The organism is Synechococcus sp. W65.1 (assembly GCF_047461615.1).
GTDB lineage: Bacteria > Cyanobacteriota > Cyanobacteriia > Thermostichales > Thermostichaceae > Thermostichus.
In genome coordinates this window covers 56,703-81,912 of record NZ_JANSHI010000006.1, presented here as the reverse complement: position 1 = coordinate 81,912, position 25,210 = coordinate 56,703, and the positions used below count along the sequence as shown (strand labels likewise).

Annotated in this window: 29 protein-coding genes; 14 read left to right on the top strand and 15 right to left on the bottom strand. The window is 60.7% G+C overall.

Features of this window, described 5'->3' with window-relative positions; translation table 11 throughout:
- Positions 1–34 precede the first annotated feature (34 nt).
- The 3 genes from ahcY to arsJ all read left to right on the top strand — a co-directional run bounded on the left by ahcY (position 35) and on the right by arsJ (position 3,735).
- Entirely contained in the window at positions 35–1,315 is a 1,281-nt protein-coding gene (gene ahcY, locus NW806_RS04860) for an adenosylhomocysteinase (RefSeq protein ID WP_414410226.1), read from the top strand.
- Positions 1,316–1,418: 103 nt separating this feature from the next.
- Entirely contained in the window at positions 1,419–2,429 is a 1,011-nt protein-coding gene (locus NW806_RS04855) for an ArsJ-associated glyceraldehyde-3-phosphate dehydrogenase (RefSeq protein WP_414410225.1), read from the top strand.
- A 19-nt stretch (positions 2,430–2,448) separates the two neighbouring features.
- The gene (arsJ, locus tag NW806_RS04850; RefSeq protein ID WP_414410224.1) at positions 2,449–3,735 is read left to right on the top strand and encodes an organoarsenical effux MFS transporter ArsJ; all 1,287 of its coding nucleotides are present in this window, start codon (positions 2,449–2,451) and stop codon (positions 3,733–3,735) included.
- 3 nt (positions 3,736–3,738) lie between these two features.
- On the opposite strand, the gene proB is transcribed toward arsJ, so the two are convergent.
- Positions 3,739–4,854 carry a glutamate 5-kinase gene (proB, locus tag NW806_RS04845; protein ID WP_414395981.1) on the bottom strand — a complete coding sequence of 372 codons (1,116 nt, stop codon included), beginning with the start codon at positions 4,852–4,854 and terminating at the stop codon, positions 3,739–3,741.
- 104 nt (positions 4,855–4,958) lie between these two features.
- On the opposite strand from proB, the gene psb29 reads away from it, so the two are divergent.
- The gene (gene psb29 / locus NW806_RS04840) at positions 4,959–5,678 is read left to right on the top strand and encodes a photosystem II biogenesis protein Psp29 (protein ID WP_414410223.1); all 720 of its coding nucleotides are present in this window, start codon (positions 4,959–4,961) and stop codon (positions 5,676–5,678) included.
- On the opposite strand, the gene NW806_RS04835 is transcribed toward psb29, so the two are convergent.
- Together NW806_RS04835 and NW806_RS04830 are read right to left on the bottom strand one after the other, a co-directional pair.
- A complete protein-coding gene (locus tag NW806_RS04835) occupies positions 5,675–6,385 on the bottom strand; it encodes an esterase/lipase family protein (RefSeq protein ID WP_414410222.1) in 711 nt (236 codons plus the stop codon). The genes psb29 and NW806_RS04835 overlap by 4 nt on opposite strands.
- Positions 6,386–6,388: 3 nt before the next feature.
- Positions 6,389–6,913, bottom strand: a complete 525-nt coding sequence (locus NW806_RS04830) for a GNAT family N-acetyltransferase (protein WP_414395987.1) — start codon at positions 6,911–6,913, stop codon at positions 6,389–6,391.
- 149 nt (positions 6,914–7,062) lie between these two features.
- Here NW806_RS04830 and NW806_RS04825 point away from each other — a divergent pair, with 149 nt between their 5' ends.
- Both NW806_RS04825 and NW806_RS04820 read left to right on the top strand, forming a co-directional pair.
- Positions 7,063–7,782 (top strand): DUF554 domain-containing protein, encoded by a 720-nt coding sequence (locus tag NW806_RS04825; RefSeq protein ID WP_414410221.1) that lies wholly within the window; start codon positions 7,063–7,065, stop codon positions 7,780–7,782.
- Between the two features lie 84 nt (positions 7,783–7,866).
- Complete coding sequence (locus tag NW806_RS04820) at positions 7,867–8,499, top strand: class I SAM-dependent methyltransferase (RefSeq protein WP_414410220.1); 633 nt, start codon at positions 7,867–7,869, stop codon at positions 8,497–8,499.
- Positions 8,500–8,502: 3 nt separating this feature from the next.
- Here NW806_RS04820 and NW806_RS04815 read toward each other — a convergent pair whose 3' ends face one another.
- The 4 genes from NW806_RS04815 to NW806_RS04800 are packed head-to-tail and all read right to left on the bottom strand — an operon-like array spanning position 8,503 to position 11,557.
- A complete protein-coding gene (locus NW806_RS04815; RefSeq protein ID WP_414410219.1) occupies positions 8,503–9,330 on the bottom strand; it encodes a thiazole synthase in 828 nt (275 codons plus the stop codon).
- Positions 9,331–9,371: 41 nt separating this feature from the next.
- Positions 9,372–9,569 (bottom strand): sulfur carrier protein ThiS, encoded by a 198-nt coding sequence (gene thiS / locus NW806_RS04810; RefSeq protein ID WP_414395995.1) that lies wholly within the window; start codon positions 9,567–9,569, stop codon positions 9,372–9,374.
- On the bottom strand, positions 9,557–10,747 hold the full coding sequence (locus tag NW806_RS04805; RefSeq protein ID WP_414410218.1) for an FAD-dependent oxidoreductase: 1,191 nt from the start codon (positions 10,745–10,747) through the stop codon (positions 9,557–9,559). Before NW806_RS04805 ends, thiS begins: the two co-directional genes overlap by 13 nt.
- 60 nt (positions 10,748–10,807) lie before the next feature.
- Positions 10,808–11,557, bottom strand: a complete 750-nt coding sequence (locus tag NW806_RS04800) for a GvpL/GvpF family gas vesicle protein (protein ID WP_414410217.1) — start codon at positions 11,555–11,557, stop codon at positions 10,808–10,810.
- Between the two features lie 130 nt (positions 11,558–11,687).
- On the opposite strand from NW806_RS04800, the gene NW806_RS04795 reads away from it, so the two are divergent.
- The gene (locus NW806_RS04795) at positions 11,688–12,308 is read left to right on the top strand and encodes a DUF3318 domain-containing protein (RefSeq protein WP_414410216.1); all 621 of its coding nucleotides are present in this window, start codon (positions 11,688–11,690) and stop codon (positions 12,306–12,308) included.
- Here the strand turns inward: NW806_RS04795 and surE are convergent.
- Positions 12,291–13,022 carry a 5'/3'-nucleotidase SurE gene (gene surE, locus NW806_RS04790; RefSeq protein ID WP_414396002.1) on the bottom strand — a complete coding sequence of 244 codons (732 nt, stop codon included), beginning with the start codon at positions 13,020–13,022 and terminating at the stop codon, positions 12,291–12,293. The genes NW806_RS04795 and surE overlap by 18 nt on opposite strands.
- A gap of 234 nt (positions 13,023–13,256) precedes the next feature.
- Here surE and NW806_RS04785 point away from each other — a divergent pair, with 234 nt between their 5' ends.
- On the top strand, positions 13,257–13,973 hold the full coding sequence (locus tag NW806_RS04785) for a M50 family metallopeptidase (protein WP_414410215.1): 717 nt from the start codon (positions 13,257–13,259) through the stop codon (positions 13,971–13,973).
- A gap of 367 nt (positions 13,974–14,340) precedes the next feature.
- Positions 14,341–15,468, top strand: a complete 1,128-nt coding sequence (locus NW806_RS04780) for a glycosyltransferase family 4 protein (RefSeq protein WP_414410214.1) — start codon at positions 14,341–14,343, stop codon at positions 15,466–15,468.
- A gap of 29 nt (positions 15,469–15,497) precedes the next feature.
- Here the strand turns inward: NW806_RS04780 and NW806_RS04775 are convergent, their stop codons facing one another.
- From NW806_RS04775 to NW806_RS04750, 6 genes are all read right to left on the bottom strand, one after another.
- Positions 15,498–16,484: an ABC transporter ATP-binding protein gene (locus NW806_RS04775; protein ID WP_414410213.1), complete on the bottom strand. Its 987-nt coding sequence runs from the start codon at positions 16,482–16,484 to the stop codon at positions 15,498–15,500.
- Positions 16,485–16,562: 78 nt separating this feature from the next.
- On the bottom strand, positions 16,563–17,522 hold the full coding sequence (locus NW806_RS04770; RefSeq protein WP_414410212.1) for an NAD(P)H-binding protein: 960 nt from the start codon (positions 17,520–17,522) through the stop codon (positions 16,563–16,565).
- A gap of 117 nt (positions 17,523–17,639) precedes the next feature.
- The gene (locus tag NW806_RS04765) at positions 17,640–17,948 is read right to left on the bottom strand and encodes a 4a-hydroxytetrahydrobiopterin dehydratase (protein ID WP_414396012.1); all 309 of its coding nucleotides are present in this window, start codon (positions 17,946–17,948) and stop codon (positions 17,640–17,642) included.
- A gap of 67 nt (positions 17,949–18,015) precedes the next feature.
- Positions 18,016–18,534: a GNAT family N-acetyltransferase gene (locus NW806_RS04760; RefSeq protein WP_414396013.1), complete on the bottom strand. Its 519-nt coding sequence runs from the start codon at positions 18,532–18,534 to the stop codon at positions 18,016–18,018.
- On the bottom strand, positions 18,527–18,700 hold the full coding sequence (locus tag NW806_RS04755; RefSeq protein ID WP_414396014.1) for a hypothetical protein: 174 nt from the start codon (positions 18,698–18,700) through the stop codon (positions 18,527–18,529). Before NW806_RS04755 ends, NW806_RS04760 begins: the two co-directional genes overlap by 8 nt.
- A 114-nt stretch (positions 18,701–18,814) precedes the next feature.
- Positions 18,815–19,096 carry a hypothetical protein gene (locus tag NW806_RS04750; protein ID WP_414410211.1) on the bottom strand — a complete coding sequence of 94 codons (282 nt, stop codon included), beginning with the start codon at positions 19,094–19,096 and terminating at the stop codon, positions 18,815–18,817.
- Positions 19,097–19,356: 260 nt separating this feature from the next.
- On the opposite strand from NW806_RS04750, the gene NW806_RS04745 reads away from it, so the two are divergent.
- Positions 19,357–20,154, top strand: a complete 798-nt coding sequence (locus tag NW806_RS04745; protein ID WP_414410210.1) for a prohibitin family protein — start codon at positions 19,357–19,359, stop codon at positions 20,152–20,154.
- Between the two features lie 40 nt (positions 20,155–20,194).
- A complete protein-coding gene (locus NW806_RS04740) occupies positions 20,195–21,166 on the top strand; it encodes a prohibitin family protein (protein ID WP_414410209.1) in 972 nt (323 codons plus the stop codon).
- Here NW806_RS04740 and NW806_RS04735 read toward each other — a convergent pair whose 3' ends face one another.
- Positions 21,167–21,859 carry a ComF family protein gene (locus NW806_RS04735; protein ID WP_414410208.1) on the bottom strand — a complete coding sequence of 231 codons (693 nt, stop codon included), beginning with the start codon at positions 21,857–21,859 and terminating at the stop codon, positions 21,167–21,169. It lies immediately after the preceding gene.
- Between the two features lie 128 nt (positions 21,860–21,987).
- Between NW806_RS04735 and rpsL the strand changes: the two genes are divergently transcribed.
- The 3 genes from rpsL to fusA all read left to right on the top strand — a co-directional run bounded on the left by rpsL (position 21,988) and on the right by fusA (position 25,206).
- On the top strand, positions 21,988–22,395 hold the full coding sequence (gene rpsL / locus NW806_RS04730; protein WP_414410207.1) for a 30S ribosomal protein S12: 408 nt from the start codon (positions 21,988–21,990) through the stop codon (positions 22,393–22,395).
- A gap of 56 nt (positions 22,396–22,451) precedes the next feature.
- Positions 22,452–22,922, top strand: coding sequence for a 30S ribosomal protein S7 (gene rpsG, locus NW806_RS04725; RefSeq protein ID WP_414410206.1), 471 nt, complete (start codon positions 22,452–22,454; stop codon positions 22,920–22,922).
- Positions 22,923–23,076: 154 nt separating this feature from the next.
- Positions 23,077–25,206, top strand: a complete 2,130-nt coding sequence (gene fusA / locus NW806_RS04720) for an elongation factor G (protein ID WP_414410255.1) — start codon at positions 23,077–23,079, stop codon at positions 25,204–25,206.
- The last annotated feature ends 4 nt before the right edge of the window (positions 25,207–25,210 follow it).

Sequence of the window (25,210 nt, the reverse complement as noted above, 5' to 3'; positions counted from 1 at the left end):
CTCCCTGTCTGGAGTCCTCGTTGGGAGTCTTCTCATGAGCAGTGCTACTCTGTCTCTACCTAAGCATGAAGTCAAGGATCTGAGCCTTGCTCCCTTGGGCAAGCAGCGGATTCAGTGGGCGGCGCGGGAGATGCCGGTGCTGGCCCAGATTCGGGAGCGCTTTGCCCAAGAAAAGCCCTTGGCTGGCCTGCGTCTAGTGGCCTGCTGTCATGTCACTACCGAAACTGCCAATCTGGCCTTGACTCTGCAGGCGGGTGGAGCCGAGAGCGTCCTCATTGCCAGCAACCCTCTTTCCACCCAAGACGATGTGGCCGCTAGCCTGGTGGCCGACTACGGCCTCTCAGTCTTTGCCATCAAGGGGGAGGATGTGGAAACCTACCGCCGCCATGTCCAGATTGCCCTGGATCACCGCCCCAACCTCATCATCGACGACGGCGGCGATGTAACGGCGGAGCTGGTGCAGCATCGGCAGGAGCAGCTCTCCGAGCTCATCGGCACCACGGAGGAGACCACCACCGGTTTGGTGCGCCTGCGGGCCATGCTGAAGGCGGGGGTGCTCAGCTTCCCAGTGATGACCGTTAACGACGCTGCAACCAAACACCTGTTTGACAACCGCTACGGCACTGGCCAATCCACCCTAGACGGGATTCTGCGCTGTACCAACCTTCTCCTGGCCGGGAAGACGGTGGTGGTGGCCGGCTATGGCTGGTGCGGCAGGGGAGTGGCGATGCGAGCCCGCGGCATGGGATCCCAGGTCATCGTGACCGAGGTCAACCCGGCGCGGGCCCTGGAAGCGGTCATGGACGGCTTTCGCGTTCTGCCCATGGCCGAGGCTGCCCCCCTGGGGGATCTGTTCATCACAGTCACGGGCAACAAGCATGTCCTCCGCGGCGAGCACTTCGACGCCATGAAGGATGGGGCAATGGTCTGTAACGCCGGCCACTTCGATATCGAGATTGACCTAGGGGCCCTGCAGGAGCGAGCCGTTTCCCGGCAGACAGTACGCCCCTTCGTGGAAGAGTACCGTCTTCAATCGGGCAAATCGGTATTCGTGCTGGGAGAGGGCCGGCTCATCAACCTAGCTGCTGCCGAAGGCCACCCGGCTAGCGTTATGGACATGAGCTTTGCCAACCAGGCGCTGGCCTGCGAGTACCTGGTGAAAAACCGAGGTCGGCTGGCTCCAGGGCTGCACCCCATCCCTCCTGAGGTGGATGAGGCCATTGCCCGCCTTAAGCTCAAGGCCATGGGGGTCCAGATCGACAGCCTCACCCCGGAGCAGATTGAGTACAGCAACACCTGGACTGTAGGAACCTAAAATACACACCGCTGCTGCCCAACTTCCCAACTTGAAATGCAGGGGTGCTTCTGATAAGCTCTGGGCGGGGTTCTCCCTAGCTGCACGTTGGAAGGAGAGGGGGATGGCGGCGCGGGTAGGCATCAATGGTTTTGGCCGCATTGGACGCTTGGTGCTGCGGGCAGCTTGGGGTTGGCCGGAGCTGGAGTTTGCCCACATCAACGAGATCAAGGGCGGGCCTGCTGCCGCAGCTCACTTGCTTAAGTTCGACTCGGTGCAGGGCCGCTGGAACCTCGACATCGAGGGATCTGACCAGAAGTTGCGCATCCAGGACAAAATCCTGACCTTTAGCGAGTGCAAATCTCCTGGCGAAGTGCCCTGGGCTGAGTTGGGGATCGACCTGGTGCTGGAGTGCTCAGGGAAGTTTGTGAAAGCCGCAGGGCTGGAGGCCTACTTCAAGGCCGGGGTGCGCAAGGTCATTGTGGCTGCCCCTGTCCAGGACAAAGAGGCCCTCAACATTGTCATGGGCGTCAACGACCACCTCTACGACCCGTCCCGCCACCACCTGCTCACCGCCGCCTCCTGCACCACCAACTGCTTGGCCCCCTTGGTGAAAGTCATCCACGAGGGGATCGGCATCCTGCACGGGGTGATCACCACCGTCCACGCTGTTACCAACACTCAAACGCTGGTGGATGCTCCCCACAAGGATCTGCGGCGAGCCCGCTCGGCTTTGCTCTCCTTGGTGCCCACCACCACCGGTTCTGCCACAGCCATTGGCCTTATCTACCCCGAGTTAAATGGCAAGCTCAACGGCATTGCGGTGCGCGTGCCCCTGCTGAATGCCTCTTTGACCGACGCCGTGTTTGAGGTGAGGCGGCCTACCAGCGTGGAAGAGGTTAATCGTCTCTTAAAAACGGCAGCCGAGGGCGAACTCAAGGGCATCCTGGGCTATGAGGAGTTGCCCTTGGTTTCCGTGGATTTCAAGGGAGATCCCCGCTCCAGCATTGTGGATGCCCTCTCAACCCTGGTGGTGGACGGCACCCAGGTAAAGGTTCTGGCCTGGTACGACAACGAATGGGGCTACGCCAACCGCATGGCGGAATTGGCCCGCAAGGTGGCCCTTAGTCTGTAAGTCCTTTGGAGACCTGCCCATGACTGCTGCCTCAAGCGCCCAAGCGGCTGCTGTGCGCAACTACGCCCTGGTAACCGCTGCCTACTGGGGTTTTACCATCACCGACGGCGCCATCCGCATGTTGGTGCTGCTCCACTTCCACAAGTTGGGCTTCACCCCGATTCAGATTGCCATGCTGTTCCTCTTCTACGAGATCTTCGGGGTGATCACCAACTTCCTGGGCGGCTGGATTGGATCCCTCTTTGGCCTGCGGCTGACCCTCTACGGCGGCATTGCCATTCAGATCTTTGGCCTGGTGATGCTGGGGGTGATCAACCTGCAGTGGCCGGTCTGGGGCCAGGTGGCCTATGTGATGACGGCCCAAGCCCTAGCCGGGATCGCCAAAGATCTCACCAAGATGAGCTCCAAGAGCGCCATCCGCCTGGTGGTGCCCAGGGAGGCTGAATCCCGCCTCTTCCGCTGGGTGGCCATGCTGACGGGATCCAAAAACGCCCTCAAGGGGGTGGGGTTCTTTGTGGGAGCGGCCCTGCTGCAGATCTTCACCGAGATCTACGGCGATCCCATGGGCTTCCGCATGGCCAACTTCGTGCAGGCGGGGGCGCTGGCGTTGATCTTCTGTTCGGGGGCGCTGCTGCCAGCAGACATGGGCAAGGTTAAGGCGAAGATCCCCTTCAAACGCCTGTTTTCCAAAAGCCGCGAGATCAACCTTCTCTCAGCAGCCCGCTTCTTCCTGTTCGGGTCGCGGGATGTGTGGTTTGTGGTGGCCCTGCCCGTGTTTCTCTACGACAGCCTGGGCTGGACCTTCATGCAGGTGGGCAGCTACATGGCCATCTGGGTCATCGGCTATGGGATCATCCAGTTTCTGGCGCCGCAGCTGTTGGGAGGGGGTCGCCCGGGCCGCGCGCCCAAGGCCCGCACTCTCCAAATCTGGACGTTTACCTTGACCGCAGTGCCAGCCATCATTGCCACCGCCTTCATGGCCGACCTCCCGCCGGAGTGGGTGGTCACTGGCGGCCTCATCCTCTTTGGGATTGTCTTTGCCTTTAACTCGGCGGTGCACTCTTATCTAGTGCTGGCCTACACGGAAGACGACGACGTAGCCCTCAATGTGGGCTTTTATTACATGGCTAATTCCGGCGGGCGGCTGTTGGGGACGGTAACTTCTGGGATCCTCTTCCAGTTCTACGGATTGGAGGGCTGTCTTTGGTTTTCCACCCTCTTGATCTTGGCGGCGGGGCTGTTTTCGCTGAAATTGCCGGATCCCACCAAAACCCCTGTGGAGTGGGTGGTCAAGCCCGGCGACTGAGGGTCACTCCAGCAGGACCAGGTTATCCCGATGGACAGCGGTATCGACTCCCTCGTAGCCCAAGATGTAGGGGATTTCAGCAGTTTTCTTGCCTTTGATCCGCCGCAGTTCCTCGGCGCTGTAGTTGACTAGGCCCCGCCCCACCTCTCGCCCGCTGGGATCGCACAGGCGCACGGCAGCCCCCGCCTCAAAGTCGCCAGAAACGTCGGTAATCCCCGCTGGCAGCAGCGAGCGCCCCTGCTCACAGATTGCCCGCACGGCTCCTTCATCCAAGGTCAGGGATCCCTCGGGGATAAGGCCGTAGGCAATCCACCGCTTGCGGGCGCTAACCGGCTGAGGAGCGGGCTCAAAGCGGGTGCCAATGGGCTCGCCGGCTAAGATGGCTGGGATCTGGTCGGGCCGTTTGCCGTTGGTGATCACGACCGTCACGCCGGCAGCGGTGGCGATTTGAGCCGCAGCGAGCTTGGTTGCCATGCCGCCGGTGCCCCAGCCACTGTTGCCGTGGGCTTCCGCCTTCACCCGCAAAGGCATGCCGTGCTCCACCCGCTCGATGGGCTCGGCGGAGGGATCGCGGTGGGGATCAGCGGAGTAGAGCCTGTCCACGTCGGTGAGGAGGATCAGCCACTTGGCCTGCACCATGCTCGCCACCAGGGCAGAGAGGGAGTCGTTGTCGCCAAACTTCAGCTCCTCCACCGCCACCGTGTCGTTTTCGTTGACGATGGGGATAACCCCCATCTGCAGCAGTTGGGTGAAGGTGCGATTGGCATTGACGTAGCGGCTGCGCTCCACGAAGTCGCCTCGGGTGAGCAGCACCTGGGCAATGGGTTGGTTGAGAGCAGAGAAGAGATCGTCGTAGAGGCGAATCAGCCGTCCCTGACCCACCGCCGCCACCGCCTGCTTTTCCGCAATTGCCGTCGGCCGTTGGCGCAAGCCCAGGCGGGCACAGCCTATCCCCACCGCCCCGGAGGAGACCAGGATTACCGCATAGCCCTGGTTGCGCAGCCGCGTCAGCACCTCCACTAGGGGCCCCAACACGGAAAGGCGCAGGGAGCCCGTCTGCGGATCCGTCAAGCTGGAGGTGCCGATTTTGACGACAATGGTTCCCTCTGTAGCTGCCATATCGCTAACCCTCCCACCCCACTGAACCCTAGAGCCTGGCTTGCCCGCGGGGTCGCTCCGAGGGAGAATATTATAAGTTCGCCTCCCGCTCTCTTTCTTTGCCTGTGAATCCTGTCCGCACCTTTTCGGCCACCAAAGCGGCTTTTTTGAGCGCCTACCCTCGCCCTATTCACCCCGCCTATCGCCGGGTGGTGGAAGAGTTGCTGGTGGAGCTGCACCTAGCCACGGTCAACAGCGCCTTTGTCTACGATCCCTTTTTTGCCCTGGGGCTGGTTACCCTCTACAACGGGCTGATGGAGACTTACCCTTCTCCTGAGCAGCGCGAGGTCATCTTCAACGCCCTCTGTAAGGCTCTCCACCTCAAGCCGGAGGTGGTGCGCAGGAATGCCCGTGACCTGCTGGAGCTCCTGCGCAGTGGGGATCCCCAGCAGCGCTACAACCTGCTCTGCCTCAAACCAGAGGCGGAGGATGTGGGGGGGCTAAAGGCCATCTTGCAGCGCATGACCCAGCCTCCCTATGCCTACAGCCGAGTTTTGGCCGTTGGCCTCTACACGGCCTACGAGGCAGTAGCTGCCTCCCTCTATAAGGATCCCGAAGAGCGCAGCCGCCGCTTTCTGGAGGAGGTGATTAGGAAGCTGCCTTTCTCGCCAGAGAGGGTGAAAAAAGACCTGGAGCTCTACCGCAGCAGCTTGGACCGCCTGAAGCAGGCGCGCGCTGCTCTCGAGGAGATGGTAAAAGCGGCCCGGCGTCAACAGGAACGTCGCCAGTCGGCGGCTTCCCTGCCCGGCGGCTCCACCGCCGATCCCCCAAGATCCAGCAGCTAGGCCAAGTAAGCAATCCAACTCTCGACTACCTCCGGCGAACCATACCAGCATCGTCCGCCGCGGCCCGAGTGGTAGCAATTGGGAAGGGTGAGGTTGATGGCTCCTGGTAGGTGGGCCGCCTCGATGGGGGTGATGCCATCTCCCCAGAGTTCTCCCTGGCCGGCAGTGAGCCGGTAGCTGTTGTAGGCTAGCCAGCTGAGGTAGTGCTCCCGCCGCCACAGGGATCCCCAGCCCACGCGCCGTCCTTGGATGGCCTTGCCAGCCACGCACACGTACTTGACCTGAGGCCAGAAGGCGCCTGGGTAGTGGGTGTTCACAAAGTCCAGGTTGCGCCTTGTCCAGCGCTCCCGGCTGGTGTGAGGGGATCCCAGGCTAATCAGGGTGGCCACGTGATCCCGCCCCTGCCAGACCTGACCTCCGTAGGGCACCGATCCCAGGTAGATGCGAGCAATCCAGCCGCCAGCGGAGTGGGCCACCAAGTTCACCTGCTCAGCTCCAAACTCGGCCTGGGTACGTCGGACAGTGGCCTGGAGAGCCCGCAAGATAGGCGTGACCGGCCTTCCTCCCAGGGTGGGCAGCCAACTGGCTACCCGCAGCGGTACCACTCGCGCTGGATAGCCACGCTTCTCCAGCTCCCGGCGCAAAGGCTCGTACTCCGAGGCGCCCGCCAGATAACCCGGCAAGATCACTGTGGGCAGGGGAGCCATGGGCTAGCGCGGGTACCAAAACATGCCCTTGATCCCCTCGGGGTCGGCCGTAAAGCCAAGCCGCTCGTAGAAGCTGACCACTTCCCGGTCGGCAAAGAGGGTGATGTTGCTGATGTCCTGGGCGCGCAGCTCCTGAATGACCTTTTCCATCAGCCGCCTGCCCAGCCCTCGGCCCTGAAACTCAGGATGGACCACTACATCCCAAATGGTGGCGTTGAAGGCATGGTCCGAGGTGGCGCGGGCAAAGCCAATGAGACGTCGGTAGCTGCCCCGCTGCTGCCACATCGAGACCACCAAAAAACTGTGCTGCAGAGCTTTCCTAACTTTGTGGATGGGGCGACGCGACCACCCTACTGCATCGCACAGCTCTTCCAGCTCGTACACATCTACGTTGGGATCCAGGCTAAAGACAATAGTCTCCCCCCCCACCGCCACCGTCTCCTGGCGAGGGGCAGGTGTAGCCGTTTGCGTTGACGCTTTGGCGGTGGCAGCCCCTGCTGACCCAAACAGGCCTTTCCAAAAACCCATGAGTGGAGTAAAAGCCCACCTCTGTGAGCATGTCCCCAGTATAGCCAGGATTGGCAGCAGAAACGGCCAGTCTGCCCAGGTGCTTCCCTGTCGGCTTGGAGAAGATTTTGAGGGAGACTTATAATTCAGGCTGGCCGGCGAGAAGTTTTATGGCTCCCCCTGGCGCTGGCACCCTCGTCAATGCCCTCGCTATCCTCTTGGGCAGCGGCTTTGGCTGGGCAGTAGGCCGTCGTTTGCCGGAGCGCATCAGCCAAACCCTGCTCCAAGCTATGGGCTTGCTGGTGTTGGTTCTGGGGATGCAAATGGCCCTTACCCTCAGCAGCGCCGCCCAGGCAGTCACGGTCTTGCTGGCCTTGATCGGGGGAGCTTGGCTGGGGGAATGGAGCGATCTCGAGGCTGCCTTTGAGCGGCTGGGACAAGCCCTAGAAAAGCAGGTAAGCCGCTGGCTAGGCCCTAGCCCCATTGCTTGCGCCTTCGTGGCCCCCAGCATTCTCTTTTTGGTTGGGCCCATGACGCTGCTGGGATCCATCCAGGATGGCCTGGGGGATCCCTCGCTGCTCCTGGTCAAAGCTGCCCTGGATGGCATAGCCACCCTGGCTTTTACCGCCAGCCTTGGCTGGGGTACGCTGTTTTCCGCCCTGCCGGTGCTCCTGGTTCAGGGAGGAGTGGCCCTGCTGGCGCGACAACTGCAGCCCCTGCTGCGTCCAGACCTGCTTGCGGCCTTGGAGGCCACCGGTGGGATCCTCATCCTAGGTATTGGCATTAACCTGCTTGGCCTAGCGCGCCTGCGGGTGGCCAACCTGTTGCCGGCTTTGCTGATTGTGGAGCTGCTGGTGGGATTCTTCCCGCTGTGGGATCTTGACCTCTAGTCTGTCCAGAGCAAGGAGCAACTCCCCTCAGCTTGGCGGCAAGTGACGCTGGGAGATCCCGCTAGTGGGGTAGGAGAAGCCTCTATGGCCACCTTCCTCCGCGACTGGAGCTACCGCTTTCCCTGGCTTTACCGCAGCATTAGCCGCGCGGCGGCCCTGGCAGTGGGGGGATATGCTCGGCTGCGGCGCTTGCCCCTGCAAGGGATCCCCATCCAACCTCAGGATCGGGTGTTGGATCTCTGCTGTGGGCCGGCGGAAGTGACACCGCTTCTGGCCGAGCTATGTCAAAACGTGGTCGGCGTGGATGCCTCACCCAAAGCCCTAGCAGCAGCCCGCCAGCGCCTACCCAACGTTGAATTTGTGGAAGCCTTTGCCCAGGATCTGCCCTTTCCCGCCAGCAGCTTTGACTGGGTACACACCAGCTTGGCCCTGCACGAGTTGACCTTCCCCGACCTCGAACAAGCGCTGCGCGAAGTCTGGCGGGTGCTCAAGCCAGGGGGAAGGCTTTTACTTCTCGATTTGCACGCGCCCCACCAGCCCCTACTTTGGCCCGGACTGGCCCTGTTTCTAGCCCTGTTTGAGACCGAGACTGCCTGGCACTTCCTCAAGCTGGACTTGCCCCAGTACCTGCAGCACCAGGGCTGGCAGTCCGTCCGGCAAACCCTGCACGCTGGAGGAGCCCTGCAGGTCATCCAGGCGCAAAAGCCTGTCGCTTGACAGTTAACCCTGGTGCCAGAAGGGGGTGCCCAGAACAGGCGTGCTGGGCTGGGGTGTTTCCTGCGGAGCCATTGCCCCCGCTAGGTAGGCTTGGCGGCCTGCACGCACCGCTGCCGCGAAAGCCTCGGCCATCGCCACCGGATCCCGGGCTAGGGCCACTGCTGTATTGAGCAGGACCCCATCGAAGCCCCACTCCATGACCTGGCAAGCGTGGGAGGGCAAGCCTAGGCCGGCATCCACAATTAGCGGCGCCTCGATCCGCTCCCGCAGCAGGCGCAGGTTGTAGGGGTTGAGGGGGCCTTTGCCCGTGCCGATGGGAGCGGCCCAGGGCATGACCACCTCACAACCGGCATCCAAGAGCCGCTGGCAGAGCACTAGGTCGTCGGTGCTATACGGCAAGACCTTGAACCCCCGCCGAACCAGCTCGGCAGCGGCAACGGGCAGTTGCACCGGATCCGGCTGCAGGGTGTAGTCATCGCCAATCAGCTCCAGCTTGATCCAGTCGGTGCCGAACACCTCTCGGGCCATCTCCGCCGTCGTTATCACCTCTTGCACGCTGTGGCAGCCGGCGGTGTTGGGCAAAAGTGGGATCCCCAGCTTCTGCAGCAGGGCCCAAAACCCCTGAGAGGCCTCTGGCCCTAGGGCACCCTGGCGCCGTAGGGAAACCGTCAACAGGCAGGGCTGCGCCCGCGCCACCGCCTGTTCCAAAATAGCCGGCGAAGGGTAGCGGGCTGTCCCCAGCATTAGCCGGCTGGGCAGAGCCTGGCCGTAGAGCACCAAGGGATCCTCATCGGCCTGGATTGAAGGGGAAAGCTGAAGAAGAGTGGACATCGCTGGGACAGAGTTAGGACAAAGAGGAAGGCGCCTATGCCCTAGCCCCCGGCAGCCGGCACAAGGATCTCGACCTGGTCGCCCTCTTGCAGACGGGTTTGCTCGTAGCGGGCGCGCGGCACAAACTCCAGGTTAACCGCCACTGCAAAGGGTCCACAGACCTCCACCTGGGCGATGGCCTCGGCCAAAGTTGCGCCCTCCGGCAAATCGTAAGGCTTCTGGTTGATCAAGACCCGCATGGCGACAGAGACTCCTGGGGAAACGAGGCAGCCTGCACTTGAAAGGGGATCCCCAACTGCTGGGCTAGGCGGCAACTGCCGTGGTGAAGGTACTCCAGGACGGCGTCGTGAAGGGCCGGAGCAATGAGAAAACCGTGGCGATAGAGGCCGTTGATCTGCAACAGGCGTGGAGATGGCTCCACCACTGCCGGCAAGTTGTCTGCTAGGGTGGGACGGCATTGGCTGCCTAATTCTAGGATACGCGCTTCGGCAAAGGCAGGGTGAACCGTGTAGGCGGCGCTGAGCAACTCTAAAGCCGAGCGGACGCTCACGGGCGAGCGATCCTCGGATTCAATTTCAGTGGCTCCCACCACGAATAGGTGCCCTGGCTTAGGAGCAATGTAGATGGGATAGCGAGGGTGTAATAGCCGCGTTGGGCGCCGCAGCGAAACTTCTGGAGCGTACAAACGCACCACCTCCCCCCGCACTCCCCGCAGCGGTTTCTGCCCGCCCCATTCTTTTTGGGCTCCCAGACCACGGCAGTCCAAAACCCAGCCGCCGGTTTGCTGCTGCCAGGCCCGCGCCCGCTCGAGATCCCAAGAGGATCCCCACTCCACCTCCACCCCGTGCTGCCGCAGCTTGGCCAGCGTAGCCGACAGCAGTTGGCGATTGTCTAGTTGACCCTCCTGGGGAAGATAGAGACCCTGGCTAAATCGGCCGGCCAGCGAGGGCTCCAGTTCAGCCAGGGCCTGGGCATCAAGCGGCTGGGGGCGGGGGAGATGGGGGAGGCGTTCTCTCACCGCGGCCAGCAAGTTGGAGAAGCGCTTGGCTTCCCCGGCATCTTGACGGTGCCAGAGGATCAAGGTGCCCTCCTGCTGAAAGAAAACGGGCTCTGGCAGGCTGGCTAGCAGCGCGGGCCAGCGGGAGAGGGCGTAGTACCCCTGGGCCACCACGCTGGCTTCGGTGATGACCGACTCAGCCAAAGGAGCGAGCATGGCCGCGGCAAAATGGGCGGCGCTGCTTTCTGGGGCGGTGGCCGGGGCTGCTTCCACCAGGTGCACCCGATGGCCGTCTTCAAGCAGACTGGCAGCCAACAGGCGCCCCATGAGGCCGGCCCCGAGGATGAGGACGGGATCCGGCTGGGCCGTCCGAGGGGTGGTCGAGGGCTTGGTCTGAGGAGAGCCGCTGGGAAGGGTCATTGGCGGTCAGTGGAGTCAGAAGCTGCAGGTAGGACTCCGCAGCAGGCCAGCAGCCTGGGCCTACCTAGAAAGATCCCGCAGGACATCCACGAAGTGATAAGGGGGCAAGGGAGGACTCCAGTCCAATTGCCAGTGGGAATGCTCCGCCAGCCAGGTTTGGGTGAGCTGGGCGGCAACTTCCCGTTCGGCGGGAGTGAGTAAAAAGTATAGCCGTAGCACTTCTCCTGACTGGGGATCCCCCCTCTGCACAGGCCAATTAGGGGGCCAGAGCTGCTGCAGCACGGCTAGCTCCTGCTGTTGTTGCTCCTGGGCCTGGCGCTGTTGCAGGTAGGCCTGCTTGCGGGCTAGCAGGTAGGCCGTTCCACTGGGGGCGGGCGGGGGATCCCCAGGAAGCGGGGTGTGAACCCTGCCTTTGAGGCAATACTCGGCTCTTTTCCCGAGAGCAGCTAGCGCCTGTTCGTACTCCGCCTGCTGGGTTAACAAGTGGGCTCCCAGCTTTTCGGCCGAGAGAAAACATGTGCCAAAGCGAAGAGGCAGAAGGGGTGTCTGGGCAAACAGCCGGCAGATCACCTCGTCATGGCGCAGAGCCGAACGCAGGAGTACCTCGTCCGAAGCTTGGAGTGCCGCTGGGTTGGGTAGCGGCTCAATAGCGGCGGCAATGCGGCCCCCCGGCGGGGAGAACACCTGCAGTGGCCGCTGGATGCCGGGGGTTTGCTGGATGAATTGGCACAGGGATGCCCCCGGCATTGGCAAAAACGCATAGGCGTAAAGGATCCCTGCCGGCGGCTCTGGCTGAGCTGACCACGGCATGGTTCAATCCAGGCTGGGCTTTTCTTCTCAGCTTAAAGCCGCAGGAGCCAGAACGTTCGCTTGCCAAGCCTCACGCCACCCCTGCTGCCGCTAGGCTAGAGAGGGGGTTCAAGAATCAGCACACGTAAGTATGACTAGTGGCCCAGACTTCCAGTCCTTGGAAACCTTTCAAAAAGAAGAAATTGAACGCTTGCGGGATCTGCTCCCCGCTTCCTTCCGAGCTTGGATCAAAGTTGTTCCTCACTCGGGAGGCGAGAGGCTGCTGGTTTCTCGCCGCCAGGCTCCCTGGCAGCCCCAGGGCACCATTGCCATCGACTTTCGCCGGTGGCAAGGGATCCCGCAGCCGCACCGAGATCTCCTGTTTCTGCGGGAGGTGGGCTGGCTTAGCCATCGCAACTGGCTGCAGCCAGGGTTTTACCAATCGCTGGCGCTGTTTGGGGGCATTACCACCCTGGTGGAGCTCTCTCTGCAACACCCCTTCTCTGCTCTTCTAGCGGGGGGCATTACGGCCCTCTCCGTTCGACAGATCTGGCAAAGTCTCAATCGCGAGAGCGCCCCTTTCGATGCCGATGAATTTGCCCTGCGCCGCGCCCAGTTCCGCGGCTATACCCGTCAGGAGGCAGCCCAACACTTGGCAGAGGCTCTGGAACAAACCCTGAAGCTGGATCCCTCTGACATCCTGACGGCGCTGCGGCTGCAGCGGCTGAGAACCATCGCCCGCAACCTCACTCCCTCACCGGGGAGCTCCTGAGGTCAGGTGCACCTGGGTGATGGCTACCCGACCGGAGAAGCAGACATCGGTGTCGGTTTGGGGATCGCGAGCGCGCTCTGCGTAGCGCCCCTGGTAGCGGAACCACAGCAACTCCAAGCCTTCTCCCTCTGCTTCCACGGCGTAATCAAGCGGCAGCGGCTGCGTGCAGAGGGGACAGTAAACTCGCTCCGGCAAAGGGGATCCAGGCGGCAGGTGGGGCAAGTTCACGTTCCAAAAGGCGCCTCTAGGTAAGGGTTGCTCCATCAGCTCTGCCAAGATCTCCCGCGTCCACCGCTGCGCTTGCTCCCAATCGATGGGTTGGCTTCCTGCCCGATACTGGGAGATGGCAATTCCCCGGATCCCCCGCAGCGCCGCTTCCCGCACCGCTGCCACCGTGCCGGACAGGTACACATCCGTTCCCAGATTCCCTCCCTCGTTGATGCCAGAAAGCACCCAATCCACGGAAGGGGCAAGCTTAAACAAGGCCACCCGCACACAGTCGGCAGGGGATCCCTCTACAGCAAAGGTGCGCGTGCCACGGGCCCAGGCGCGGAAGGGCCGCCCCGTCGTCACTTGGTGGCTACAGCCGGAAATCGGCTGGTGAGGGGCCACAATCCAGCAGTTTTCCTCGGCAACGAGAGCGCTGAGAGCTAGCCTGAGGTGCGCCAGCCCTGCTGCCTCAATGCCATCGTCGTTGGTTAGCAGTACCTTCATCTCAATTCCTCTGCCGGCAGCTCCTTGGGTTAGCCTAATCGCAAGTCCCCGTTCAGATGGGTTTGAGGTCAAAGGCAAGGCGGAGCCCGTCTCTCTTTATAAGGCAGATCCCCGGCGTTCCCTTCCCCCAACTGAGGCTTGGCAAGACTCAATGGCTTGAAACTCTGCACCGCTAGCAGGTGTCTACGGGCCTAGGTGTTCTAGACTCTTTTTTGGCAAGTCTCCTCTCCCCCTATGCCTTCTTCCCCTTCCGAAAAACCTGACCGGCACAGCGTGATTTGGCTGGTGGCTGCTGCAGGGCTGACGGTTTTGCTCTGGCGGTTTCCCGGGGGCAATTACCTCCTCTATCCCTTTACCCTGTTGGCCACCTGGTTTCATGAGATGGGCCACGGGCTGACGGCGCTGCTGTTGGGGGGAGAGTTTCATCGTCTGGAGATCTATCCCAATGGCTCGGGGCTAGCTATCTACAGTGGCGAGCTGTTTTTAGGACGGGTGGGGCGGGCTTTGGTGGCCGCCGCTGGGCCGATGGGCCCGCCGCTGGCTGGGGCTCTGTTCATCCTCGCTTCCCGCCGCCGCAGCACAGCTTGGCTGGGGTTGGTGTTTTTGGGATCCCTGCTGTTGCTCTCGACGCTGCTCTGGGTGCGTTCTCCCTTTGGCCTCTTGCTCCTCCCCGCCATGGGTTTGGGCATCCTGGCGGTAGCTGGCTGGGCTTCCCCTTGGTTGCGGGGCTTTGTCCTGCAATTTCTGGGGGTGCAGGCCTGTGTGAGCACCTATCACCAGGTTGACTATCTCTTTATGGAGGGTGCTGTCATCAACGGGCGGCTGATCCTCTCCGACTCCAGCCAGATAGCCCAAAATTTGTTTTTGCCCTACTGGTTCTGGGGAGGGGTGATGGCGGTGTTTTCTTTGGTTGTGCTGATAAGCAGCTTGCAACTGGCCTTCCGCGACTAGCCAAAAGGGGCAAAGCCGCAATTTTGGCAGTGATTGCTATCACCCAAAAATCCGTTGCCCATCACTGCCCGGCCGCAAAAGCCGCCGCTACAGTAAGGGGCGTGAGGAGTGTGGGAGCGGACAATGTGGAGAGATGTCATTGGCCTGGCTTTGGCGGCCATGCTGCTATCTGTGAGCAAAACGTTGGCAGATACTCTGGGCCAAGACCCAGCCCTGGGCCAGATCCAGCCAGCCAGCCCTGCTGCTAGCCTGTCCCGCTAGAGGGGGTGCCCAAGCCGTTGTTGCGTCGCCATTTTGTGCAACACTCATCCTAAGAGTCGTTGAAGACACCGTCCGACGGGTGGGAGCAGTAGGCTTGGGATCCCCGATGCGCATAGCTCTGTTTACAGAGACGTTCTTGCCCAAGGTAGATGGCATTGTTACCCGGCTTTGCCATACAGTGCGCCACCTAACGGCCCGCGGCAACTCGGTGCTGATTGTTGCCCCTCAGGGAGCACCCAGGCGGTTTGCGCGGGCACGGGTTTACGGGATCCCCGGCTTCCCCTTGCCCTTGTACCCAGAGTTGAAGCTGGCTGCTCCCGGCCCGGCCATTGGCAGGCTGCTTAGCCGTTTTCGACCGGATGTCATCCACGTGGTCAACCCAGCGGTTTTGGGTCTGGGGGGCCTCTACTACAGTCAGACCATGAGGATCCCCCTGGTGGCCTCCTACCACACCCATTTGCCAAAGTACCTGAAGCACTATGGGCTGGGCTTTCTGGAGGGGGTTTTGTGGAACCTCCTCAGGCTGGGGCACAATCTGGCGCGGCTCAACCTCTGTACCTCGACGGCCATGATGCAGGAGCTCACTGCCCACGGCATCGAGCGGGTTCACCTGTGGCAGCGAGGAGTGGATACGGAGCTCTTCCATCCCCAGGCCGCCAGTCCAGAGATGCGGGCTCGCCTTAGCGCAGGGCAGCCAGAGCGGCCGCTGTTGCTCTACGTGGGTCGGCTCTCCGCAGAAAAAGAGGTGGGGCGGATCCGGGTGCTCCTGGAGCAGATCCCGCAGGCGCGTCTGGCTATTGTCGGGGATGGACCGGAGCGGCGATCCCTGGAACAGCATTTTGCTGGCTATGACGTGGTGTTTACGGGCTACTTGCAGGGGCAAGAGCTGGCGGCGGCCTTTGCTTCTGCCGATCTATTCGTGTTTCCCTCCCGCACCGAGACGTTGGGGCTGGTTTTGTTAGAGGCCATGGCTGCCGGCTGTCCGGTGATCGCCCCCCGCTGCGGCGGCATTACCGATGTGGTGGACAGCGGCCGCAACGGCTTTCTCTTTGATCCCGACTCCGACAGCGACTTTGTTCAAGCCACACGGCAACTGTTGGAGAGGGCCGACCAGCGGCAACTTTTCCGGCAACAGGCCCGCCAGGAGGCCGAGTGCTGGAGCTGGTCCGCAGCCACGCAGCAGCTAGAGGAGTACTACCGCGCTGTCATCGCTGAGGCAGGACGTAGTCGGTAGAAATGACGTTCCAAAACACCTGGGCCAGGTCAGGCAGAGAGTGGCCGATCCCCTTCAATGGCCCGCACTTGCTCGACAAAGAACTCCTCTAGGGACTGCCGTTGCCAATGCACATCGGTTACCACCGCCCCCGCCTGGTTTAGGAGATTGAGCAGCTCCGGCAGGGATCCGCTCCATTCTCCCGACCAATGGGATCCTTGGATGGAGAAGTGCTCAAGGCAGTCGCGGAACTGCTCTACGGCGCCGCCGTGCCCTTGCACGCGGTAGCTCTTGCTCTGGCCTAGCAGCTCGTCCAACGTTCCCTGCTGCACCAACTTGCCGCCGACCATGAGGCCGATGCGGCTGCAGATCACCTCCACATCCCCCAGGATGTGGCTGTTGAAGAATACCGTTTTGCCCTGCTGCTTGAGAGACAGGATGATCTCCCGCATCTGGTAGCGGCCCATGGGATCCAGGCCCGACATCGGCTCATCCAGAAACACCAGCTCTGGGTCGTTGATCAGGGCTTGGGCCATGCCCGTGCGCTGCAGCATGCCCTTGGAGTAGGTGCGCATTGGCTTCTTGCGGGCTGTATCCATAGAAAGCCCCACCAGCTCCAGCAGTTGCGGGATCCGCTCCTTGAGGAGGCTGTCCGAGAGGCGAAACACCTTGCCAGCAAAATGGAGAAACTCCCAAGCGGTCAGGTAGTCGTAAAAATAGGGGTTCTCCGGCAGGTAGCCTACCCGCTGCTTGATGGAGCGATCCCCCAGGGGTTTGCCCAAGAGCGTGCCCCTGCCGCTGGTGGGCTCGACAATGCCCAGCAGACACTTGATCGTGGTGGTTTTGCCAGCTCCGTTGGGCCCTAGTAGCCCAAAGGTTTCACCGCGGGCCACGGTTAGCGAAAAATCCTTAAGAGGGGTGACCACCTTGGTTAGCCAAAAGCCGGTGCGGTAGGTTTTGCTTAGGCCGGCAACGGCAATGGCTGGCTCGGGCTGGGCGACAGCTGCTCCTGGGGAGGTGACAACCGTCTCGCTCATCGGGAAAAGCTGGAGTTGAGAAAAAGGCTAGCCCGCTATCCAGTTTACGCTCTACTCCCGCCTCGGCTGCAGTTTCCCTTAGAAAGGCGTCTTGACCTTCTTGGGTTGTTTAACCTTCAGCTCGCGAATCCGTTTCAACATCCTCTGGAAGTAGTCTGCGAGGAAGTCCTCGAGGGAGGTCAGGGAAGCCAGTTCAATGCCTAGGGCTTCGCACACCGGTGTCATGTCAGCGTGCATTGGCTCTCCGGCGGCAATCACCTCCACAAACGCCAGCCGGTCGGCAATGTTCCAGCTCCACTGAAAGAACTGAGCTACCTTGCGCGCTCCCCGCAACAGGCCCAGGGGTATGGTCCTGACCTTGGCCTTTTTGCCAGAAAGCTGCTCGCACAGGGCAATGACCTCTTGGGAAGTCCAAGCCCTGGGCCCCACCAAGGGAAAGATCTGTCGCTTGGCTGCTTCGAGGCTGAGGGCCCGCACCGCGAACCGGGCTGCGTCTAGGGTGTCGAGGTAGGCCGTGGGAACGCTCTCGCTGGTTACCCAAACGATTTGCTCTTCCAAAATGGGGATGGCGTACTGGCCAATCAGCCCCTGCATGAAGCCCGCCAGGCGAAAAATGGTGTAGGGCATCTGGGATCCGACCAGATACTTCTCAATGTGGTGCTTAAAGTTCATCAGGGGCACATTGGGGTATTCGTGCTGAGCGCCCATGATGGAAAAAAAGATAAAGTGCCCCACTTGGGCGGCCCGAGCGGCGTTGATTAAAGCGACCTTGCCATCCCAATCCACCTGGCGGGTGGTGAGCGTGTCGGTTGGTCGCACGCTGGCACAGTCAATCACCGCCTCAACACCCTCCATGGCCTCTCGGAGCGTGCTTGGCTGCAGCAGGTTCCCCACTTTGAGGTGGGCCCCCCATTCGCTTAGGAAAGCAGCCTTAGCCGGGTTTCGCACCAGACAGGTGACCTGATGGCCCTCCTCAATAGCCCGCCGCACTACCTGACGGCCCAGGGTTCCCGTTGCCCCGACAACCAGCACGTTCATAAAGTTATCATTTCTTAACCTCGGCCTTAGTTTATCAGACTGAGATAGCTCCCAACACACCCCCTCTCGGTCTGGGAGCAGACCCAAAAAGGGGGATCCCTGCTTGCTTGCCTCAGCTCAGCCATTGGCTGCCGAGGAGCCGGCTAGCTCGTTCATGCGTTGTGCCAAGGCAAAGTCCAGCTCCGTAATGCCCCCGGCGTCGTGGGTGGTGAGATCCACCCGCACACGGTTGTACACATTGGTCCATTCGGGATGGTGGCCCATGCTCTCAGCCACCAAGGCCACACTGCTCATCCAGCCAAAGGCTTCGACGAAAGAGCGAAACTGAAATTGGCGGTGCAGCTTTCCCTCCCGCAAGGACCAGCCCGGCAGGCTTTCCAGCTTGGCTTGGATCTCCGCTTCGCTCAGCTTGACAGGTCTGGACATGGGCGTTCCCCCCACTCGTTGCCACCGCTTTCATCAAAAAGAGAGCTGAGAACAAGGCCTGGCTTACTTACAAAACTTCATAACCTTCTGGATCAGCTGTGCTGGCGCCGCCGAGGGGCTTATACAGCCAGTAGCCTTGCACGCTAAAGTGGGCCTGCTTGTAAAAGTTGAGGGCAGCCTGGTTGTGGCGATAAACCTGCAGGGTGATGGCTGCCAACTGCTGCTGGGATCCCCAGCGTTCCACCTGTTGCATCAAGGCCCTGCCCAGCCCTCGCCGGCGGTGAGCAGGATCCACCCAGAGCAAGAAGACGTAGGCTACCCGCCGATAGGTGGCTTGATCGGTAGAGATGCCGGCCCAAACACCGCCCACTGGCTCCCCTGTCTCTTCTTTCAAGATCCACCAGCAGGGGGTACGCGGGGGGTCAAAGAGGCGATCTAGCGTCTTCTCCAGGTGATCCCAGTGCTTCTGCTCGGGGAAAGATTCCTGCAAAGTGGCCTGCAGTCCCCGCCGCACCCAGGGTCGATCCCAGGCAGAGCCAATGCGCCAACGGTAGCCGGCAGGCAAAGGGATCCCAGTTTCAGACATAGGCAGGCATCCAGCAACCAGAAAGAGCTACAGGAGGGGCTTCCTCTATCGGTGCAGGCTGGGCCATATCTTGGGGTAGAAACGAGCGGATGCTCACCACCACCAGAGTAAACAGGAATACCAGTAGGATCAGGGCGGGAAGGACGTACTGCCGCAAGAGATCCATAGGCTGAGGGTGCTAGACTACAGACTATTTTGCAGCGCCTGGCCCCTGTCTTTCAGGACCAAATCCCCCCAGCCTACTTTGCAAGACTGGCGCGCCTGCAGAAGAAGCGATCCCCTATCCTCGCACCTGCAACAGCTCGCGGCGATGGCTGGGTAGTCGCCAGCACATCTCCAGCCAGCTCTTCAGCTCCTCCGGTTGGCTGGCAAGGCTCATTTCCACCAACAAAATGGCAGCTCGATCGCTAGCTCCTCTGGCTCCCAGCTGAATGAGAGCAGACAGGCTGTCTTCCCGCCAGTAGACGGATACCCCCTGCCGGATTAGAGCCTGGGCTGCCAGCGCGATACAGGAGGGTGGCACCTGGATCTCTCGCCGCTCGTAATCGAGAGGAGGCAGCATGAACGGCAACCCAAATCTTTATCATGTTTTAATCTTCTTCTCTTTTCGCCGGCTTATCCTGAGTCTTTGCAAACTGTGAAGTGAACTTTTGCGAACTTTTCGAGATTCAGGGACGTTGGCGCTCCCGCTTTCTCGTCCTTCTGCAACTTGCCCGAGGCTAGGAAAGCCGGGCAGAAAGCTTAAAAGATGGCGAAAGCTCCTGCCTCCCTCTGAAGGCGGTGGCAACAATACTGGCAAGGGCAGGAGGGAGGCAGCTGCCGATGGAAAGGTGGCCAAGGCAGGTAAGCCGCTGGCTGCCCCAGCTTACTCTGGCGGGAGCGGTGTTGATCCTGGTGGCAGCGGGGAGGCCGCTGCGCTTGGTGGGCAACGGCGAGAACATGGTGCTGTTTACCTGGGGAGGGGGAGTGAGCCCAACGCCCCTACAGCCAGGCCTGCACTGGGTACCGCCCTTTGTCTCGCGCACGGTTACCTTCGATGTGAAAACCCAAGCTCTGACCTGGAGGGACGAGGATCCCGACGCCTACGCGCCGCGGCTGCTGGCCCTTTCTCAGGATGGACAGCTGATTGCCGCTGAGGCAACACTGCAATTTCGCATTGTGGACGCTCCCAAGGTTTATACCCAACTGGGGGAGAACTACCTCGATCGCATCGCTCCCATTGTCCGCTCGGTCATCCTCAACGAGACCAGCGGCTTTTCCGCCCAGGCTTTGTATTCCACCGAGCGCCCAGTGCTCCAGGGGCAAATCCGGGAACGGGTGGCCCTTTTGCTCAAGGAATATGGCATCGAGGTTTTGGACTTTCTGCTGCGAGACATCGACTTCGACCCCGATTTTGTAGCGGCTATCGAAGCAAAGACCATCGCCGAAAACGAACTGGTGAAAAAACAATATGAGATCGAGCAGGCGCGTCAGGAGGCCCGCGCCATCATTTCTCAAGCCGAGGCAGAAGCCGGTCAACTGCAAGCCAAAGCCGAGGCCCTCACCCGAAATCCCCAGTACCTGGAGGTAGTGAAGGCTGCCGTGCTGGGATCCCGCCTAGAGACGCTGGTTACTAAGTAGCCGTGCCGTCAGCCCCAATCTTGGAACAGGAGCAACTGCCGTGTATCCGACAGAGGAAGTGCCGCCGCGCCAGATGCGTTGGTTAGCCGGAGCAGCAATTGCTTTCCTAGCAGCCCTGGGATTGGTTCGCGCCTGCCTGTACGTCACCCCGCCTGGCCACGCCACCGTGGTGTTCAATACCTTTTCCGGGTTGCAAAAGGGGCGGGTGGAGCTGCCGGGGGTGATGTTCCGGATCCCGGGGATCGAGACGCCGATTACCTACACCGTGCTCACCCGCGTTTGGGAGTTTACCAACGACCCCAACTCCCCCAATGCCATCAGCAACGCTATTGCAGTTAACACTGCCGATGGGCAAGCCTTTACCGTCGACGTGGCTATTGCCCTCCGACCCAACATCGCCACCCTGGACGAGTTGCACGCCACCATCGGCGAGAACTATCTTTCAACAGTGGTGGTGCCGTTGGTGCGCTCCAAAATCCGCGATATCTCCGCCTCTTTCGAGTCTGAGGATTTTTACCGCAAAAGCCAGCGCATGGCCATCGAGCAGCAGGCCCTGGACTTGATCCGCCAAGAGATGCCCACCGTCAACCGCAACGGCCAAACCTTGCCCTTGATAGAGGTAGAAGGCCTCTTCCTAGGCCATGCCGATTTCCCCCAGGCCCTGCGGGATTCCATTGAGCGCAAACAGGTGGCCTCGATTACTGCGCAGACGGCAGCGGTGCGGGCGCAGATCCAAGAAAAAGAAACGGAGCGGCTGTTAATCCTGGCGGCAGCGAACCAACGGGCCATTGAGCTGAAAGGGAAGGCGGCAGCGAAAAACGCCCAACTAGCGGATCTGCTGTTTTACGAGAAGCTGCAAGAGCGCATCCAAAACCCAACAGACTCCCTTCCCCCCTTGCGCATCATCCGCGTTGAGGGGGAGGCCACTGTGTTCCTCAATGTGGATCCTCACCAGGCAGCCCTGCAACAGAACGTGGATCCCCACCAGGCAGACTCGCACCAGGCGCAGTAGTCAAGCTTGGCCCCTTCGTCGGAGCTGCCAGGGCAGGTTGGAGCAATCGGCAGCTTGCTTTGCCTTGGCCACCACAATCACCCCCGCCACAGGGATCCCGGCAGCAGCCAAAGCCTGGTGCGCTGCCTCTACCGTAGAGCCGGTGGTGTAGATGTCATCCAGCAGCAACACCGGCGTAGCCGGAGGGCACTTGAGGGCAAAGGCTCCGGCTAGATTTTGCCGACGCTGCTGGGGGTTAAGCTCGTGTTGGGGCGCCGTGGCCCGCACCCGCACCAGGGCAGTGGGCAGGTGGCGAAGACCCGTGCGCTCGCAGAAAGCCTGGCTGATCAAGGCTGCCTGATTGTAGCCCCGCTGTTGCAGCCGCTCCGCATGGAGCGGAATGGGCACCACTGTATAGTCCTGACGAAGCAGGTCAGAACGCCGCTGCCGGCTCTCCAGCCAGCGGGATCCCAGCCATTCCCCCAAGACCGCGCCAATCCGCCGCTGTCCCTGGTATTTCAGGGAATAGAGGGCTCTCCGCAGCGCTCCCCGGTGGATCCCCCAAGCATAAAGCGGCCAGGGCGAGGTGGTGACCGGCCAGGAGTCGAGCCGCTCCGCCTGCAATTGCCTCTGGCAGTCTTGACAAAACACTCCCCTAGCTGGCCGCTGGCAGAGCGGGCAGGGAAGTGCAATCCACCAATCCAGCCAGCCCATGGCTGCTGCAAGGTGCTCCTGTCGGTTTCCGTCTAGAAGAGGAGCTGGAGACCCGACGGTTGACGGCGGGATCCCTGCTTGCTAGGATTAGGTACTGCCAAATAAAGACTAGCCGTCCTGGCCAACCCATGCCCACCATTCAACAGCTAATTCGCAAAGAGCGAAGCATTGCTGTCCGCAAGAGCAAGTCACCCGCCTTGAAAGGATGTCCGCAGCGGCGGGGAGTTTGCACGCGAGTGTACACAACAACGCCTAAAAAGCCCAACTCAGCCCTGCGGAAGGTGGCACGGGTTCGGCTGACCTCTGGCTTTGAGATTACAGCTTACATTCCCGGCATTGGCCATAATCTGCAAGAGCACTCAGTGGTTCTAGTGCGCGGCGGACGGGTAAAAGACTTACCTGGCGTGCGCTACCACATCATTCGCGGCACCCTTGACGCTGCAGGAGTCAAAGACCGCAAGCAAGGCCGCTCCAAGTATGGCGCAAAACGACCCAAGCCTGGTCAAGCGCCAGCCACTACAGGCAAGAAGAAATAGTCTTCTTCCGAGACCAGTTTCCTATTCTGCATTACCCCTCTCTAGACAGTCCCACTATGTCTCGCCGTAGCCGTGCCCCTCGTCGTGAAGTGCCCCCCGATCCCAAATACGGGAGCCGTTTGGTGAGCATGCTCATGCGCAAGATAATGATGAGGGGCAAGGCGTCTCTAGCTGCCAGGATTCTCTACGAGGCTCTTGACCTTGTAAGGGAGCGCACTGGCCAGGAGCCGCTGGCCGTTCTGGAAAATGCCGTGCGCAACGTCACCCCTCTGGTGGAGGTCAAAGCGCGGCGGGTGGGTGGGGCCACCTATCAAGTACCCGTGGAGGTGAGGCCGGAGCGAGGTACCTCGCTGGCGCTGCGTTGGCTAGTCACCTTTGCCCGCACTCGCTCAGGCCGTACTATGTCAGCCAAGTTGGCCAACGAGATCATCGATGCAGCCAACGAAACCGGCGGTGCCATCCGTCGGCGAGAGGAAGTCCATCGTATGGCTGAGGCCAACAAAGCATTTGCTCACTACCGCTACTGAGCTTGTCTGGCCAAGTAAGGAGGCAGTGGTTGCTATCCCTCTCCATAGCCTAGGAGAGGCGTAGGATCTGGAGAAAAGTCGGCAAAAGAGATTAAAATTGTAAAGGTTTTTTAGTTTGCCTAGGTCGCAGGGCGACGAGGATTGGGAGGTTAACGTGGCGCGCACAGTTCCCCTAGAGCGAGTCCGCAATATCGGCATCGCAGCTCACATCGATGCCGGCAAGACCACGACGACGGAGCGGATTCTTTTTTATTCGGGCCTGGTGCATAAGATGGGCGAGGTTCACGAGGGAACCACGGTAACCGACTGGATGGAACAGGAACGGGAACGGGGTATCACCATCACGGCTGCAGCCATCACCACCCGCTGGACAAAGCGGGATCCGGAAAACCCCTCCCAGCCTCTTGCCGGTGCGCCAGAGTACACCATCAACATCATCGATACACCCGGCCACGTGGACTTCACCATTGAGGTGGAGCGCTCCATGCGGGTGCTGGACGGCGTGATTGCTGTCTTTGACTCCGTAGCAGGCGTGCAGCCGCAGTCAGAGACGGTCTGGCGCCAAGCTAATCGCTACAACGTGCCCCGCATTGCTTTTGTTAACAAAATGGATCGCATGGGGGCCAATTTCCTCAAGGTTTGCAACCAGATCCGGGAGCGCCTTAAAGCCAATGCCGTTCCCATTCAATTGCCTGTTGGGGCAGAGGAAGAATTCCGCGGCATCGTTGATCTGGTGCGCAGGCGGGCCTACATCTACATGGATGAGCTTGGCAAGGACATTCGCTCCGAGCCGATCCCAGAGGGAATGAAGGATCTGGCAGCAGAGTACAGGGCCAAGCTGGTGGAAGCGGTGGCTGAAGTCGATGAAACCCTGATGGAAAAGTATTTTGCCGAGGAGGACTTGAGCGAAGCAGATTTAATACTAGGTCTGCGCAAGGGCACCATCAGCGGTCAAATTGTGCCGATGCTCTGTGGCTCTGCCTTTAAGAACAAGGGCATCCAGATGCTTCTGGATGCAGTGGTGGATTACCTCCCCTCTCCCATCGACATTCCAGCCATCAAGGGCATACTGCCGGATGGCACAGAGGTGTCACGCAAGGCCAGTGACGAGGAGCCTTTCTCCGCCCTTGCCTTTAAGCTGATGAGCGACAAGTATGGAGATCTCACCTTTATTCGCGTCTACTCCGGCGTTCTGACCAAGGGCACTTACGTGCTCAACTCTACCAAAAACAAGAAAGAGCGCATCTCGCGACTGGTGGTGCTCAAGGCAGATGAGCGTCTGGATGTAGATGAGCTGCGGGCAGGGGATCTGGGAGCGGTGCTGGGCCTGAAGGACACCACCACCGGCGACACCCTCTGCGACGAAAATGCTCCGGTGATCCTAGAATCCCTCTACATCCCCGAGCCGGTCATCTCCGTGGCCATTGAGCCCAAAACCAAGGCGGATGTTGACAAGCTCTCGAGGGCGCTGCAGGCCCTGGCCAAGGAAGATCCCACCTTCCGCGTCTCGGTGGATCCAGAAACCAACCAAACCATTATCTCCGGCATGGGCGAGCTCCACCTGGAGATTCTGGTAGACCGAATGCTGCGGGAGTTCAACGTGGAGGCCAACGTCGGCAACCCGCAGGTGGCCTACCGCGAAACCATCCGCAAGGCCGTCAGCCGTGTGGAAGGGAAGTTTATCCGCCAAACCGGTGGCCGCGGCCAGTATGGCCACGTGGTGATTGATTTGGAGCCGGCAGAGCCAGGTACAGGCTTCGAGTTTATCTCAAAAATTGTGGGTGGGGTCATTCCTAAGGAATACATTCCACCGGCTGAGCAAGGGATCCGCGAAGCCTGCGAGTCCGGCGTATTGGCTGGCTATCCGCTGATTGATATCCGCGTCACCCTGGTGGACGGCTCCTTCCACGAGGTGGACTCTAGCGAGATGGCCTTTAAGATTGCCGGTTCACTGGCTCTCAAGGAAGCCGCTCGCAGAGCCAACCCCGTACTCTTGGAGCCCGTGATGAAGGTGGAGGTGGAAGTGCCCGAAGCCTTTGTCGGGGATGTCATTGGGGATATCAACGCCCGCCGCGGCCAGCTGGAGGGGATGACTACCGAAGGTGGCACTTCCAAAGTCACCGCCAAGGTTCCCTTGGCAGAGATGTTTGGCTATGCCACCGACATCCGCTCCAAGACGCAAGGGCGGGGTATCTTTACGATGGAGTTTAGCCACTACGAGGAAGTTCCTCGCAATATCGCGGAAGCCATCATTGCCAAAAGCAAAGGAAATGTAGCTAACTGAAAAA